At 66.6% G+C, this 13,007-nt stretch carries 11 protein-coding genes and 2 pseudogenes; 8 read left to right on the top strand and 5 right to left on the bottom strand.

The annotated features are described in order from the left end of the window. Window positions 1-236, bottom strand: a pseudogene (locus CKO23_RS22070) (IS4 family transposase); the annotation flags it as partial. Window positions 237-377: 141 nt separating this feature from the next. On the opposite strand from CKO23_RS22070, the pseudogene CKO23_RS26025 reads away from it, so the two are divergent. From CKO23_RS26025 to CKO23_RS22095, 4 genes and pseudogenes are all read left to right on the top strand, one after another. After that, window positions 378-715 (top strand): annotated as a pseudogene (locus CKO23_RS26025) (type II toxin-antitoxin system HicB family antitoxin). 16 nt (window positions 716-731) lie between these two features. After that, on the top strand, window positions 732-926 hold the full coding sequence (locus CKO23_RS22085) for a DUF4160 domain-containing protein (RefSeq protein ID WP_242482647.1): 195 nt from the start codon (window positions 732-734) through the stop codon (window positions 924-926). A 104-nt stretch (window positions 927-1,030) separates the two neighbouring features. Beyond that, the gene (locus CKO23_RS22090) at window positions 1,031-1,777 is read left to right on the top strand and encodes a methyltransferase domain-containing protein (RefSeq protein WP_200335181.1); all 747 of its coding nucleotides are present in this window, start codon (window positions 1,031-1,033) and stop codon (window positions 1,775-1,777) included. A gap of 164 nt (window positions 1,778-1,941) precedes the next feature. Beyond that, entirely contained in the window at window positions 1,942-2,448 is a 507-nt protein-coding gene (locus CKO23_RS22095; RefSeq protein WP_200335183.1) for a DUF4304 domain-containing protein, read from the top strand. Here CKO23_RS22095 and CKO23_RS22100 read toward each other — a convergent pair. From CKO23_RS22100 to CKO23_RS22110, 3 genes are all read right to left on the bottom strand, one after another. Then, the gene (locus CKO23_RS22100) at window positions 2,436-4,253 is read right to left on the bottom strand and encodes an alkaline phosphatase D family protein (protein ID WP_200335185.1); all 1,818 of its coding nucleotides are present in this window, start codon (window positions 4,251-4,253) and stop codon (window positions 2,436-2,438) included. The genes CKO23_RS22095 and CKO23_RS22100 overlap by 13 nt on opposite strands. Window positions 4,254-4,610: 357 nt before the next feature. Then, a complete protein-coding gene (locus CKO23_RS22105; RefSeq protein ID WP_200335187.1) occupies window positions 4,611-5,339 on the bottom strand; it encodes an esterase family protein in 729 nt (242 codons plus the stop codon). Window positions 5,340-5,568: 229 nt separating this feature from the next. Then, window positions 5,569-6,522, bottom strand: a complete 954-nt coding sequence (locus tag CKO23_RS22110) for an acetylxylan esterase (RefSeq protein ID WP_200335188.1) — start codon at window positions 6,520-6,522, stop codon at window positions 5,569-5,571. 280 nt (window positions 6,523-6,802) lie between these two features. On the opposite strand from CKO23_RS22110, the gene CKO23_RS22115 reads away from it, so the two are divergent. Genes CKO23_RS22115 through CKO23_RS22130 form a run of 4 tightly spaced genes read left to right on the top strand, consistent with a single transcriptional unit; the run spans window position 6,803 to window position 11,588 of the window. Next, window positions 6,803-8,545, top strand: a complete 1,743-nt coding sequence (locus CKO23_RS22115; RefSeq protein WP_200335190.1) for a substrate-binding domain-containing protein — start codon at window positions 6,803-6,805, stop codon at window positions 8,543-8,545. A gap of 25 nt (window positions 8,546-8,570) precedes the next feature. Further along, on the top strand, window positions 8,571-10,109 hold the full coding sequence (locus CKO23_RS22120; RefSeq protein ID WP_200335193.1) for a substrate-binding domain-containing protein: 1,539 nt from the start codon (window positions 8,571-8,573) through the stop codon (window positions 10,107-10,109). Window positions 10,110-10,162: 53 nt separating this feature from the next. Further along, window positions 10,163-10,834 carry a hypothetical protein gene (locus CKO23_RS22125; protein ID WP_200335195.1) on the top strand — a complete coding sequence of 224 codons (672 nt, stop codon included), beginning with the start codon at window positions 10,163-10,165 and terminating at the stop codon, window positions 10,832-10,834. A 49-nt stretch (window positions 10,835-10,883) separates the two neighbouring features. Further along, on the top strand, window positions 10,884-11,588 hold the full coding sequence (locus tag CKO23_RS22130) for a glycosyltransferase family 2 protein (RefSeq protein WP_200335197.1): 705 nt from the start codon (window positions 10,884-10,886) through the stop codon (window positions 11,586-11,588). 96 nt (window positions 11,589-11,684) lie between these two features. Here the strand turns inward: CKO23_RS22130 and CKO23_RS22135 are convergent, their stop codons facing one another. Next, window positions 11,685-12,767, bottom strand: a complete 1,083-nt coding sequence (locus CKO23_RS22135; RefSeq protein ID WP_346014661.1) for a YibE/F family protein — start codon at window positions 12,765-12,767, stop codon at window positions 11,685-11,687. Window positions 12,768-13,007: the final 240 nt, after the last annotated feature.

Genomic DNA, 13,007 nt, shown 5'->3' on the forward strand with positions numbered 1-13,007 from the left:
TCCTCGCGCGCCCCTTGATAGGCCGCATGGATCGACGGTTGCTGGCGGGTGACCACCTGCATCATCAGATCGAACAGCGTCGAGAACAACAGATGACGGGTGTACTGGCTTTGCGCCGTCTGCTCAAACCAGGCGTTGAGCTGGTCCGGATGGAAGCTGCGCTCCAACACCGCGCGCGCCATGGTGGGGATGGGGAAATGCTCGGCAAAGCGCTCAAGCAGTGGATTCAGCAACATCGTCAACAGCCCGCTGGTTACAAAAGGGCGCGATTGTACCGAGGACGCGCGACTCGCGCTGCTCGGGCGATTCAGCTGCGTCGAGGGCGGGCGACCGGCAGGAGTCGTTGCGTTCACTTTTTGTGACCTTCACAGCCCTGCTTGCCCGGATGCTTTTCGGCTGGGGAGACGCTGGACCAGGCCATTGAGCATGCCTATGAGGCGATCGATGCCCATGTCGAGTTGCTGATGGATGAGGGGGCGCGTTACCGGAGATCCGACCGCTAGCGGCGCACCAGTCGAATCCGGATCTGTCTGGAGCGGTGTGGGTGGTGATCGAGGTGCCGATCGAGCGCTATTTCGGTCCGGCCGAGAAGATCAATATCACGGTGCCAAGGCGCCTTCTTCAGCGCATCGATGCCCACGCCAAATCGCGCCATTTGAGCCGTTCGGCTTTTCTGGTCCAGGCGGCGGGCGATGCGATGCAGAACGATAGGTGATGGAGAGCGCCCGAAGATGCATGGCGGCAGTTCTAAGTCTGCCGCCGTTTGCTCAAAAATGGGAGGAGAAGTGCTTGCTGGCAAGCTGCTTCCGAAGAAGCACAAAATGGTGGTGGCCTGGATCGCTATCCATGAAGATGAGCTAATGGCCGACTGGAATCTCGCGGTTGACGGCAAGAAGCTTTTTCCCATCAGAGGACTCGATCAATGAGAATTGCTGAAGTGATACCTTTGGATGATCATGTGCTTTTCATTATTCTCGACGCCTGAGACCCTGACCAACCCCAATTCACACCCCTAAGGACAGTTTCAACAGTGGACATCCCGCGGATATTCAACATCACTGAAAGTGCTCACCGCATCCACAACCCGATCACGGCGGACAAGCTCGCCACGCTCGGTGCGGCGCTGCGGCTGGAGCCGGGGGCTCGGGTGCTCGATCTTGGCAGCGGGTCGGGGGAGATGCTCTGCACTTGGGCGCGCGATCACGGCATCGTCGGCACCGGCGTCGACATGAGCCAGGTGTTCACCGAGCACGCGAGGCGCCGTGCTGTGGAGCTCGGCGTCGCCGAGCGCGTCCACTTCGTTCATGGCGATGCGGCGGGCTATGTGTCGGATGAGAGGGTCAGTGTGGCCGCCTGTCTTGGTGCCACCTGGATCGGCGGGGGCGTCGCCGGCACGATCGAGCTGCTGGCGCGCAGCCTGGACATCGGCGGGATCATCCTCATCGGCGAGCCCTACTGGCGGCAGTTGCCGCCGACGGACACCGTGGCCAAGGGGTGCCTTGCCAACGCGATCTCCGACTTTCTCCTGCTTCCAGCGCTGCTCGCGTCCTTCCGCGAACTGGGCTACGACCTCGTCGAGATGGTTCTGGCTGACCAGGACGGCTGGGACAGATACGAGGCGGCCAAGTGGCTCACCATGCGCCGCTGGCTCGAGGCCAATCCCGGCGACGCGCTCGCGGGCGAAGTGCGGGAGAAGCTGACCACGGAGCCCGAGCGCCACGCCGCTTACACGCGTGAGTACCTGGGATGGGGTGTGTTCGCGCTGATGGCGCGTTGAGGCGCTGGTGCATTCGGAGGATCGCCGACGGCGATCCTGAGGTCGGCGGTCGTTCGGACCCCCTCTCCCCGGCCCTCCCCCGCGAGGGGGGAGGGAGACTGTTCGGACAGGCGCTTGGTTTCACGGCTCACATCTCAACGCTCACCCCATCACTCACCAAGCCGATGTCCGACGCGTCCAAAGTCTTCGACCGCGCGCTCCGTGCGATCCTGCGTGAGCCGATGGCCCAGCATGGCTTCGGCTTTGACGGGAGCCGGACCTTTCGCCGGCACCTGGCGGGCGGCGCCATCACCCAGATCGTCAACGTCCAGCTCGGGCAGCGCTCCATGAGCGGGAAGTTCACCGTCAATCTGGGCGTCTATGTGCCGGGTGAGGCGTCCGCCAACCCGGCTGGTCTCTCGGGGCGGAAGGCGCTGGAGTACCACTGCGCACCCAATCGGCGTGAGCGGCTTGGTCGGCTTGTTCCGGCTCCGCTCCCTGCGCTGCAATGGCTGCCGCTCCTCGGTCTGTTCTTTGGCCCCAAGGATATCTGGTGGCCGTTCTCGGCGGAGCCATTGCGCACGGAGCGCTCGCTGCAGCGCGTGCGCTCCCTGCTGACGCAGCGCGGGCTGCGGTGGCTGGACGGCGCGACGCCTGCGGCAGGGCGCGTGGATGCAGATCAGCCCCGCTGAAGCGGGCCGTCCGGCGTCAGCCGGCTCCAGCCTTGCAGCCGGGCGGGGCTGCCCGGCTGGTTGAAGCCCGCGGCGATGGAGAAGACGGCATCCGTCTCCACCGGCGAGTCTTCAAAGGGGACGAGCGCGAGCGGGTCTGGGCTGTCGATGTCCGCCAGGTTCCCGACCGCCCGATAGCTGGTCTCCCAAGTGTCGCGCTCCACCTGACAATGCAGATAGCCGCGAAAGAGCCCGTTGAAGTAGCGGATGTGCGGGTTGTCCGCCAGGCTGTGGCGCACCTGATCGTCGCTGCCGCGCGGGTCCATGCGGAAGAAGGCCGAGGCGATGGAGGTGGTGACGAATTCCACCGCCAGCGGCTCGGCGACGCTGGGGGCCTCGAAGTCCGCGAGTAGATGCGCGGCCCAGGCGGAATGGATGTCGCCGCTCAGGATGACCGGATTGGCCGGGCGGACCTCCGCCAGCACCCGGAAGAGCCGCTCGCGCGCGGCCGGATAGCCGTCCCAGGCGTCGAGGTTGTAGAGGTTGTCGACGCTGTCGATCTGGGCCAGTAGTGCAGGTTTGTCATCCGAGTCGATCGAACGGCGCTGCTCGACCCGCCGCCGCAGTGCGCCGATGAGGTTCCAGCGCATCACCATAATCTGCTGGGCGATGACATTCCAGCGCGCGCGGGAGCGGCGCAGACCCTGCTCCAGCCAGTCTTCCTGGCGGGCACCGAGCACGGTCGCGCTCGGGCTCAGGATGCCGTCGGCGTCGTAGAGCCGGTCCGCGATGATCCCCTCCAGCGCACGGCTGCGCGGATCGGTCGAGCCGAAGCCGTCGCCGGCCGGCTGGTCCGTGCGGTACTGGCGCGTATCCAGCACATGCAGGTCCGCGAGATCACCGAAGCGCAGGCGGCGGAAGAGCTGCATCCGCCCGGAGCGCGGGTCGAAGCGGTGCTCGGCGCGCAGCGGCATGTGCTCAGCATAGGTCTGGTAGGCGATGCGCCGGCGCGCCGCGAACGCCTCGCCCGGGGTCGAGCTGGCTTCATGCGGGGTGAGGCCGACGTAGTTGTTGTCGATCTCGTGATCGTCCGGCGTCACGATGAAGGGCAGCCAGGCGTGCGCGGCCTGGAGATTGGGGTCCAGCCGATAGAGGGCGTAGCGGTTGCGATAGTCGGTGAGGGTGCGCAGCTCGCCACCGCGGTGCGTGCGACCTTCGGCGATGGGGGTGCTGGTCGGACCGCCCTCGTAGATGTAGTCCCCCAGGTGGACCACGAAGTCCAGCTCCTGCGTCAGCATGTCCGCGTAGGCAGTGTAGAAGCCCTGGTTGTAGCTCTGGCAACTGGCGACGGCGAAGCGCATCTGCTCGGTGCGCGGCTCGGGGTCGGGGAAGGTCCGGGTGCGGCCGATCCGGCTGTAGGTGCCCAGGGCGCGAAAGCGGTAGTAGAGCCAGCGGTCCGCCGGCAGTCCGCGCGCGACGGCATGCACGGCGTGACCTTTGGACGGCAGGGCGAGCTGCGATCCGCGGCGCAGGATGCGGCTCATGTCCGGGTCCGTCGCCACCTCCCAGGTCACCGGAATCGGCTCGTCCGGCATCCCGCCGCCGGCCAGCGGATCGGGCGCGAGCCGGGTCCAGAGCACCACCGAGCGGTTGGACGGGTCCCCCGAGGCGACGCCGAGCGCGAACAGCGAGGAGCCCGCGTCGAAGGCGGCGTCCGCCGCCCGGCTGGCGATCAGCGCGGGTGCGCCCGCCCAGAGCGCGGTGGCGCCCACGCGACGAAGGAAGCCGCGGCGCGAGACCGCGGCGGCAGGTGCGTCATGTGACATGCGAGCGTTTTCCCGGGTTGATCCGTGGCGGAGCCATCCAGGTTGTTGGGAGGCGTCGAGTGGCGGCATCGGGGCCTCAGCCCCGTCACTCGACCAGCTTGAAGGCCAGGAGCTGTGTGACCTGAGTGGTGGAGAAGACAGGGTCGACGACCAGCCGCACAGCGCGCCGTTCGCGCCGGGTCTCGATGTGCATTGGCGAATCTCCCGAGATGAAGAGCCGTGCGTCCAGGCCCCGCCCCGAGCGGTCGGTGCAGGGCATCATAGGGGAGCGACATTGCCATCCGGTTGCGGCATGGCGACGGATTCGCGATCTCGGCTGCGCCGTCGGTGGCCAGGACTGGGCGCCGCCTGTGCGCGTCAGAGATAGAGCGGCGCCATCCGCCGCCAGTGATAGCCCTGATGGGCGCGGCCATCCCACTCGTGTAGCGCGTGCCAGACGCCCTTGTCCCAGAGCGTGCGGCTCAGATGGCGGTTGTTGTCGATGAAAGGATCTTCCTTGCCAATCGCCAGCACGATGTCCATCCGGCGCAGCGCCGCCAGCCGGTCCGGACAGCCGAGGTTGGGCAGGTACTGCGCCGGGCTGTGGAAGTAGATGAGCTCGTCGCGGTGACCACCGAAGAGGTCGCTGAAGTGCTCGACGTTGAGCGTCAGATCGTACCGGCCCGAGAAGGCCGCGACCTTGCGGAAGAGATGCGGATGGCGGAAGGCGATGTTCACGGCGTGGAAGGCGCCCAGGCTGCACCCGTGCGCGATCGTGCAGGGGTGCGGGTTCTTCGTCGCCATCAGCGGCAGCACCTCGTTCAGAACGTAGTCCTCGAACGCCTGATGCCGTCGGATACGATCGGCGGGATGGCACCAGAAGCAATAGAGGGATTCCCAGTCGAGGCTGTCGACGCAATAGAGCTGGAGCTGGCCGGCCTCGATCTTGTGCCGCACCGACTCCACCAGGCGCAGATCCTCGTACTCATGGAACCGCCCGTCGCGCGTCGGGAAAACCAACACCTTGGCCCCGGCGTGACCAAAGATCAGCAGTTCCATGTCCCGACCCAGGCGATGGCTGTGCCAGCAGTGATACTCGCGATTCATGGCCGCCCGACCGAGTGCCGTCAGTGAAGAGCGAGCCGGGATGCTAACGGAGGAAGGTTGCGGCCCGATGACCGTGTCAGCAGGGAGCGCCGGCCCAATGCCGGTGACTTGAGGATCTTCCGTTCGCCCTGAGCCCTTCGGCTTCGCGACCGCTCCGGCTGAAACGCGCGGCTTGCTCTCCGACGCCGTCGGCCGACCGCGGTGGAGTGCCGGGGTCGCGGACTCCTGATCATAGAGGTGCGAAGAAAGCCCACAACTGGCTCAGCAGCTCGGCGTCCTGTGCCCGCCGCTGTGGATAGTCGAAGTGCCCGGCGTCCAGGACGAGCAGGCGCCGCTCGCCCGCCAGGGCGTTGTAGACGGCGAACTGACCGGGCGGAGGGACCACGGGGTCGAAGCGCGCGGCGGCGACGTGGATTGGCTGGCGGATGTGCCGGGCGGCGAGCGCGGCGTCCAGATAGCGCAGCCCATCCGGGACGCGTCCCTGGTCGCGCACGAAGGTGCGCACGGCCTCGCCGCTGCCGGTGGTCGGTAGCTCCAGGCGCAGGGGCTGGTGGCCGAAGGTCGGCACGTTGAAATGACCCCGGCCGATTCGCCCGTCCCAGGCCAGGGCGATAGCCCCCAGGCCGCCGCCGAGACTGATGCCGGCATAGCCGATGTGTCCGGCGAGGTCCGGGAGCAGCTCGGTCAGCGCGCTCACCCCCGTCCAGATGTCATCGGCACAGCCCGCGAGGACATAGCGGTTGCGGTCCTGGATGTCGTGCAGCACATGCCAGTTGGGGTCCTCCGAGATCGGCGGGCGGCGGCTGAGGCTGAGCCCGCGAAAGCAGGGGATGAGATAGGCGGCATCAGCGCGGGGCAGCACGAGCGGCGGGCGATCGATCCCGCCATAGCCGTGGCCCAAGACCAGCCCGAGCCGCGGCGGACGATCCAACGGGGTCAGCAGCCAGCCGCGGATCTGGACGCCATCGGTGGAGTCGTACTCTAGGTCCTGGACCCAGAAGCGCGGATGCGCCAGCGCCGACGGGCGCAGGCGTGGGCCGGGCTCGACCGCCAGTGCGCGCGCCAGTCGGGCATGCCAGAAGTCGGCGAAATCCGCCGGCTCGGTCGGCGGCGCGACGGCGAGCAGCGACTCCAGGTCGTGGCCGTAGCTGGGGTCGAAGGGATAGCCGTGGGGTAACGACATGATGTGGGAACTCTCCTGTCGAGACTGGCGCCGGACTCCGACCCTGGCGGAGGGCGTCCATGATGCCCTGCGGGCGAAGGGATGAGTAGAGCAGGGTGCCATGACGGCTTGGTGAAGCCGGGGCCGTCAGGCGGGTGACCTGGGTGCGGGGGCGGAGCGTCACGGGTTGGTCACAAAACCGTCTTATTTCTCTGACATACTCGATTGGCGACGCTGTGTCCTACCTTCCCAGACGCGCTCGGTCGGAGCGGAGAGTCATGATCAGAGACAGCCCGCGCGCGTGATCGCGGTCCTCACGATCGCGCTGGCCCCCGGCCTGGCGCTCGCGGCCCAGACCCAGTGTGCACCCGCAGCCGACGCCGTGCTGGTGCGCTTCACCTACGGATCGGAGAAGGAGCCCTGGATTCAGGAGGTCACGGAGGCGTTCAACCGCCGTGACGAGCGGACCGCCTCCGGCAAGCGGATCTGTGTCGAAGCCATCCCCAAGGGCTCCGGCGACAGCGTCAACGAGATCAAGCAGGGCAGGGCGGGGGCCGCCGAGGTCCACGCGACCAGCCCGGCCTCCGACCTCTACGTCAACCTCATCAACCACGAGAGCACGGCCGAGGGGGGCAAGGACCTGCTGAAGGTCGAGGGCTTCCTGGTGTCCTCCCCGGTGGTGATCGCCGCCTGGGAGCCGGTGGTCGAGCGCCTCGGCCCGCGCAATCAGATCGGCTGGGCGGAGCTTTTCAAGCGCGCGAGCGAGGGTGGTTTCCGCTACGGCCAGACCAATCCCGAAAGCTCCAACAGCGGGCTGTCCGCGCTGGTCGCGCAGTTCTATGCCGGGGCCGAGGCCGAGGCGGGCCGTCCAGTCCCGCGCCTGTCCCAGGCCAAGGTCGACGACCCCAAGGTGCGCGATTTCGTCGCCCGGGTGCACCAGAGCGTCATCCACTACGGCCGCTCGACCGGCTTCTACGCCGAGAAGATGCGCGACGGCGGGCCTCAGTACGCGGATGCGGTGGTCGTCTACGAGAGCGATGTCATCCAGGCCAATCATCACATCCGCTCCAAGGGGCTCGGATTTCCCAAGCTCCTGGCCGTCTATCCGCGCGAGGGCACCTTTGCGACCAATCACCCCTTCGCCCTGGTCGAGCGGGACTGGGTGGATGCGGACGAGGAAGACGGCGCCAAGCGTTATTTCGCCTATCTGATGTCACCGGAGACCCAGGCCAGGGCGCTGCCCTACGGCTTTCGGCCGAGCGTGCCGCTCGATGTCGATCCCAAGGTCTACGGCCTGGTCTGGAGCCCGGACAACGGGGTTCTGCCCTTCGAGAGCGTGCATCGCTTTCTGGCGACGCCGGGCGGCGCTGTCATCAAGGCCATCCGCGATGCCTTCCGCGCGATCAAGAACAAGTCGCACGTGGTGCTGGTGATCGACCGCTCCGGGAGCATGGAGGCCAAGCTCTACGACGCCGAGCGCCGCATGGAGCGCACCCGGATGGAGATGGCGATCGAGAGTGCCAATCTGCTCGCCGCTGCGCTCCAGGACAAGGACCGCCTGTCCCTGCTGTTCTACGACTACCGGGTCGAGTACTCCGGCCTGACGCCCAAGGGCCACCCCATCCAGATGGATGCCGCCGGCAAGGCGCGGCTGGCCGAGCCGCTCGCCAAGGTGCGCCCGGCAGGGGGCACGGCGATGCGCTCCGCGATCGAGACCGCCTGGCAGGACCTCTGCGCGTCCATCAAGGCCGATCCCGCGGACCCGTCCATCCGCGTCATGGTGGTCCTGACCGATGGGGTCGACAACGCCTCCAAGGTCTCCGACACCGACCTCATCGCGCGGATCGGCTTCACGCAGCAGGACGGGCAGGGCGGCTACCTGGGCGATCCCGCCTGCAAGATACCGGTCTTCGGGGTCGCCTTCGGCGGCGAGGCGGATGATGCCTCGCTCAAGGCGATCGGCGCCGCTGCCGGCGGCGAGACGCGCCGCGGGGATTCCGCCGACATCCGGGAGATCTTCAAACGATTCAGCGAGCTGCTGTAAAGGGACAGGCGTGGAGACTGAAGACATGCGGCGGATACCAGGCTGTGAAGCAAGAAACGCTAGTCGCGGGCGCCCGAGCGGTTGCGCCAGGCCAGATCCCTCGGCTCGCCGTCCGGCGTGGCTGACTGCGCTCCTGCTCTGCGTCGCCCTGATCCTGGGGGCGGCGGCTCCGCTGTCAGCGGCGGAGAAGCTCTTCGACTTCGGGGATCTCAACGTCGATCTCTCCAAGGTCCAGGCCAAGCCCGGCTCCGCCACCCCGTCCGCGCCCGTCAAGGAGTCGCCGGCGCAACAGCTCCCGAGCACACCAGAGAGCCCGGCCCCCGTGGTGCTGCCGCGTGACGCGGAGAGCACCATCGAGCAGACGGTCCGCGCGCAGTCGGTGACGGTCGCGCCGGTCGAGGTACGCGCGGACCGCAAGGCGCCGCAGAGCATCCTCTACCCCGTGCGGGAGGACCGCCCGGTGATCGAGGTCAAGATCGCCGCTGGCTCCGAGAAAAAGGATTGGCTGGAAGAGGCGGCACGCCGCTTCATGGCGGACCCGGCGCTTGGGCGCTTGGAGGGCAAGCCCATCCGGCTGGTGATCGACAAGATCGGCTCGACCCAGTCCGCCAGCCTGCTGATCGAAGGCAAGACCATGCAGGGCGGCCGTAACGAGTACCAGGTGTGGGCGCCGGCCTCCAGCATCTTCCGCAGCCTGGTCGAGGACGCCTTCACCGGCGGCAAGCTGTTCGAGACCGACGACTCGCTGGTGCGCAGCCCCATGGTCTTCGTCACCTGGGAGCCGGTGCAGCAGGCGATCGACCACAGCATTCAGAAGTCCATGAGCTTCGACACCCTCACCGAGATCTTCTCGCGCGAGATCAACGGCGAGGTCATCGACCCCAATGGCCGCAGCTTCCAGTTCGGTTTCACCCGCCCGCAAAGCTCCAACAGCGGGGCCGTGGCTCTCATCACCATGGCCTACGAGCGCTTCGCCAAGGACCGGGCGCGCTACAAGATCCGCCTGGAGGATCTCAAGGACCCCGCGCTCCAGTCCTATCTGGCCTTCATCAAATACATGTCGGACCAGACCAAAGACAGCACTGGCAAGCTGGTCGAGCCCCTGATGCAGGCCGGGTACGGCGGCCAGCCGCTGTCGTCGGTCTACGTCTACGAGAACCTGGCCGTGAAGCTGGCCTTCATCCGCAAGGTCAACGACCCCAACGGGGCGCGCCCGGTTCTCCGCTATCCCAAGTACAACCTGATCTCGGATCACCCCTATTACAGCCTGCGCCACGGTAATTCGCGCGAGCAGGTGGAGGCGTCCCGGCGCTTCAAGGACTTCCTGCTGACGCGGGATATCCAACTCCTGGCGCTCCAGAAAGAGGGCTTCCGCCCGGTCAGCACCGAGATCTCCAATCAGGAGATGAACGAGGTGCTCGGCGACTTCGTGGCGGAGAACGGCTTGGTGCCGGACCTGATCAAGGCGTCCCAGATCCTGGTGCCGGCTCAGAGCGGCGAGGTGATCATGGCGCTGATCCGCGCCTACGAGGCGCTGGGTGACCCGGTGGGACCGAACCTGTGAGCGCCTGTCTGCGGGCGCCATGCTGAGACCCATTCTGAACAAGGAGACACCTGATGCGCCAAGAAACCCTCTCCCCAATCGCGCGCGCCCTGGGCCTGGCTGCACTGCTCACGTTTGGGGCCGGGGCGCAGGCGGCGGCCTTCGGTGATTACTTGAAGCAGCTCGGCGCCTTCTCCTTCGGCGGCACCGAGTTCGACCCCAAAGAGATGCAAGGGAATCAGAAGAGCTGGGCCGACCGCGAGCGTTGGGTGAAGGAGGCGCTGGACAAGGCGTATCAGGCGCTGGCGCGCTCGGATCAGGAGGTGAGCCTCTTCGACTTCCAGAACCACTACAACGTGCTCGCCATCCAATGGACGCCTGAGTACCTCACGGACCCGGCGAACATCGGCAACCTCAATGCTTACGCGACCTTCACCGAGTACCTCTCCCGCTATCTGAAGGTCAAACAGGAGCTGATCACCAAGATCGCCGAGCTGAACCGGCACTACGCCGTGCTGCGCCAGGTCGATCCGCGTCAGCTCACCGGCCCCTTCCAACTGAGCACCGGCGCTCAGCCGCAATCCTATACCCAGAAGGCCGCCGGCTCGGTCGATGCGACCGCCCATCAAGCCGCGCTCGCCACCTCGGCCGGAGCGGTGGAGAAGTACACCGCCGAGCTCAACCGCGCCATCGACTACGGCATTGAATTGGAGCGCTATTTCAAGCAGGCCGCGGGGATGCAGTGATCCCAGTGCCCGCCGGATGGACGCATCGGCCCGGCCTCGGGAGGCCCCGTTGAACCTATCCGATGTCACCCTGGTGCTGGCCACGCGCGACGAGGCCCACAACATCCGGCGCTTTCTCAGCTCCGTTCCAACAGAGCTTGCGCTGGTGGTGGTGGATGCGAGCCGCGACGAGACGCCGGAGCTGATCGGGCGGCTGCGCCCGGAGCGCACGCTGGTCCTGCGCGAGCCCGGCAACGTCACCCGGGCGCGCCAGCGGGGCACCGAGGTCGCGCGCTCGCCCTGGCTGCTCTTTTCCGATGCGGACGTTGAGTTTGCCGCCGACTATTTCGCGCGGCTGACAGCCTTGGACGAGACGGCGGTCTACTATGGCCCCAAGCTCTCCCGGAATCGTTTTCGGACCTACTATAAGGCGTTCGCGATGGGGCAGGCGCTGTGCCAGGCGTGCGGTGTTCCGGCCGCCTCCGGCTCCAATCTGCTGGTCCCGCGCAAGGCACTGTCGGCGGTGGGCGGATTCGACCTGAATCTGAGCTGCAACGAGGACTCGGATCTGGTCTGGCGCATCCGACGGGCTGGCATCCCGGCCCGGTATCGACCCGATCTCGTGGTCTATGCGACCGATCACCGCCGGATCGAGGCGGGGCGCGTCCGCAAGACGTTGCATTCGATCCTCCGCTGTCTTTTCCTCTACAGCGGCCTGATGCCCCAGCGGTGGCGCCGATTGGACTGGGGCTACTGGCAGGACCGTCGTCCTTGACGGCGGGGTAGGGGCCGCTCCGGGTCAGCCTCGCCTGGTGTCTTCGGCAGGCATCGCGTCCAGCCGCCCTCAAGCGCTCGCAGCCCGCCGCCTGGCTCAGGCGAGATCCCCTTGCTGGGGCAGCGGCCGCCCCTGGCGTTGCGGCGCGGGGTTGCGGTAGAGCAGTCCGGCGACGAGCGCGGTGAAGGGCGCGACCGTGATCAGCCCGAAGCTGCCGACCAGGATATTGAGGATCTCGGCCGAGACGAAGGGCGCGTTCAGGATGTTCTGGGCCGGGAGTCCCTTCGAGAGGAAGAGCAGGAACATGGCGATGTGGGTGCTCGAATAGGCGAGCAGCAGGGTCGTGGTCATGGTGCCTATGACCGCTCGTCCCACCCGCAGGCCAGCGGCGATGTGCTGAGCGACCCCGAGCTCCGGACTGTTCTGCTTGATCTCATCCATGCTCGCGGCGATGTCCATCGCCAGGTCCATCACCGCGCCGGAGGAGGCGATGAAGACACTGGCGATGAAGATCTCGGTGAGCTTGAGGTCATAGTGCCCCGCATAGAGCAGGGACTCGGCGAAAGGCCGCACCGCCCCATGCAGCTTGAAGGCATCGGCGAACCAGACCGCAAGCCCACAGGTCAGCAGCACCCCTAGCATGGAGCCGGTGAAGGTCGCAGCCCCGCGCCGATTCAGCCCGCCGACGGAGAGCGTGATCACCGCCGTGAGAATCGCGACCAGGATCAGACCAGTGGAGATTGGCGGAAAGCCGAGCAGGAGCAAAGGGAAGTAGAGCTTCCACAGCAGCAGCGCGGCAAAGACGAAGGAGAGCGCCGCCTTGAGCCCGGTCACGCCCGCGACCCCCACCAGTAGAGCTGCGAAGACCCCGATCAGCAGGAACTGCCAGTGCAGCCGGTAGTGACCCCGCGCGACGCCGTTCGCCGGTTGCTCATCGACCAGATCGTACTCGACCAGCACCACGGCACCCGCCGCGTAGTACTCGTCGAGCTCCAGCTTGCCGGTCAGCATGTTGGTGATGGAGAGCGATCGCCCCGCATGAGGTCCGCCGATCAGTTGAACGCTCAGCACCTGGGGCTCGGTCTTGATGATGAGATTGGTGCGCACCCGGGTGTTGTCGACCGCGGTGACCAGCCCGCGCGCGTGCAGACCGCGCGCTGTGCTCGTCTCTGGACGCACATTCCGCAGGCATGATGCCTGCCGATGAGTATTTTTTCGCTGCAGATAGCCCCATGTGATCGGTTTTCGGCAGCGTCATTGACGCTTCCGACTGTCTTTCTTAGAAGATGGCTGAACACCGCCATCCGAGTCCGTGACACTCGGCGGCTCGCGAGCCGGGCTGGAAAGGCTCCCCGCCTTTTTCAAGGGGAGAAAACCGATGGCCCATCCGTTCGCAGCACTGATCGACGCGCACACGCA

This window comes from Thiocystis violacea (assembly GCF_016583565.1).
Classification (GTDB): domain Bacteria; phylum Pseudomonadota; class Gammaproteobacteria; order Chromatiales; family Chromatiaceae; genus Thiorhodococcus; species Thiorhodococcus violaceus_A.

Excerpts from the sequence above, each read along its gene's own strand:
- CKO23_RS22085 (WP_242482647.1), top strand. The coding sequence starts at position 732 with ATGCATGGCGGCAGTTCTAAGTCTGCCGCCGTTTGCTCAAAAATGGGA.
- CKO23_RS22095 (WP_200335183.1), top strand. The coding sequence starts at position 1,942 with ATGTCCGACGCGTCCAAAGTCTTCGACCGCGCGCTCCGTGCGATCCTG.
- CKO23_RS22100 (WP_200335185.1), bottom strand. The coding sequence starts at position 4,253 with ATGTCACATGACGCACCTGCCGCCGCGGTCTCGCGCCGCGGCTTCCTT.
- CKO23_RS22105 (WP_200335187.1), bottom strand. The coding sequence starts at position 5,339 with ATGAATCGCGAGTATCACTGCTGGCACAGCCATCGCCTGGGTCGGGAC.
- CKO23_RS22110 (WP_200335188.1), bottom strand. The coding sequence starts at position 6,522 with ATGTCGTTACCCCACGGCTATCCCTTCGACCCCAGCTACGGCCACGAC.
- CKO23_RS22120 (WP_200335193.1), top strand. The coding sequence starts at position 8,571 with ATGCGGCGGATACCAGGCTGTGAAGCAAGAAACGCTAGTCGCGGGCGC.
- CKO23_RS22125 (WP_200335195.1), top strand. The coding sequence starts at position 10,163 with ATGCGCCAAGAAACCCTCTCCCCAATCGCGCGCGCCCTGGGCCTGGCT.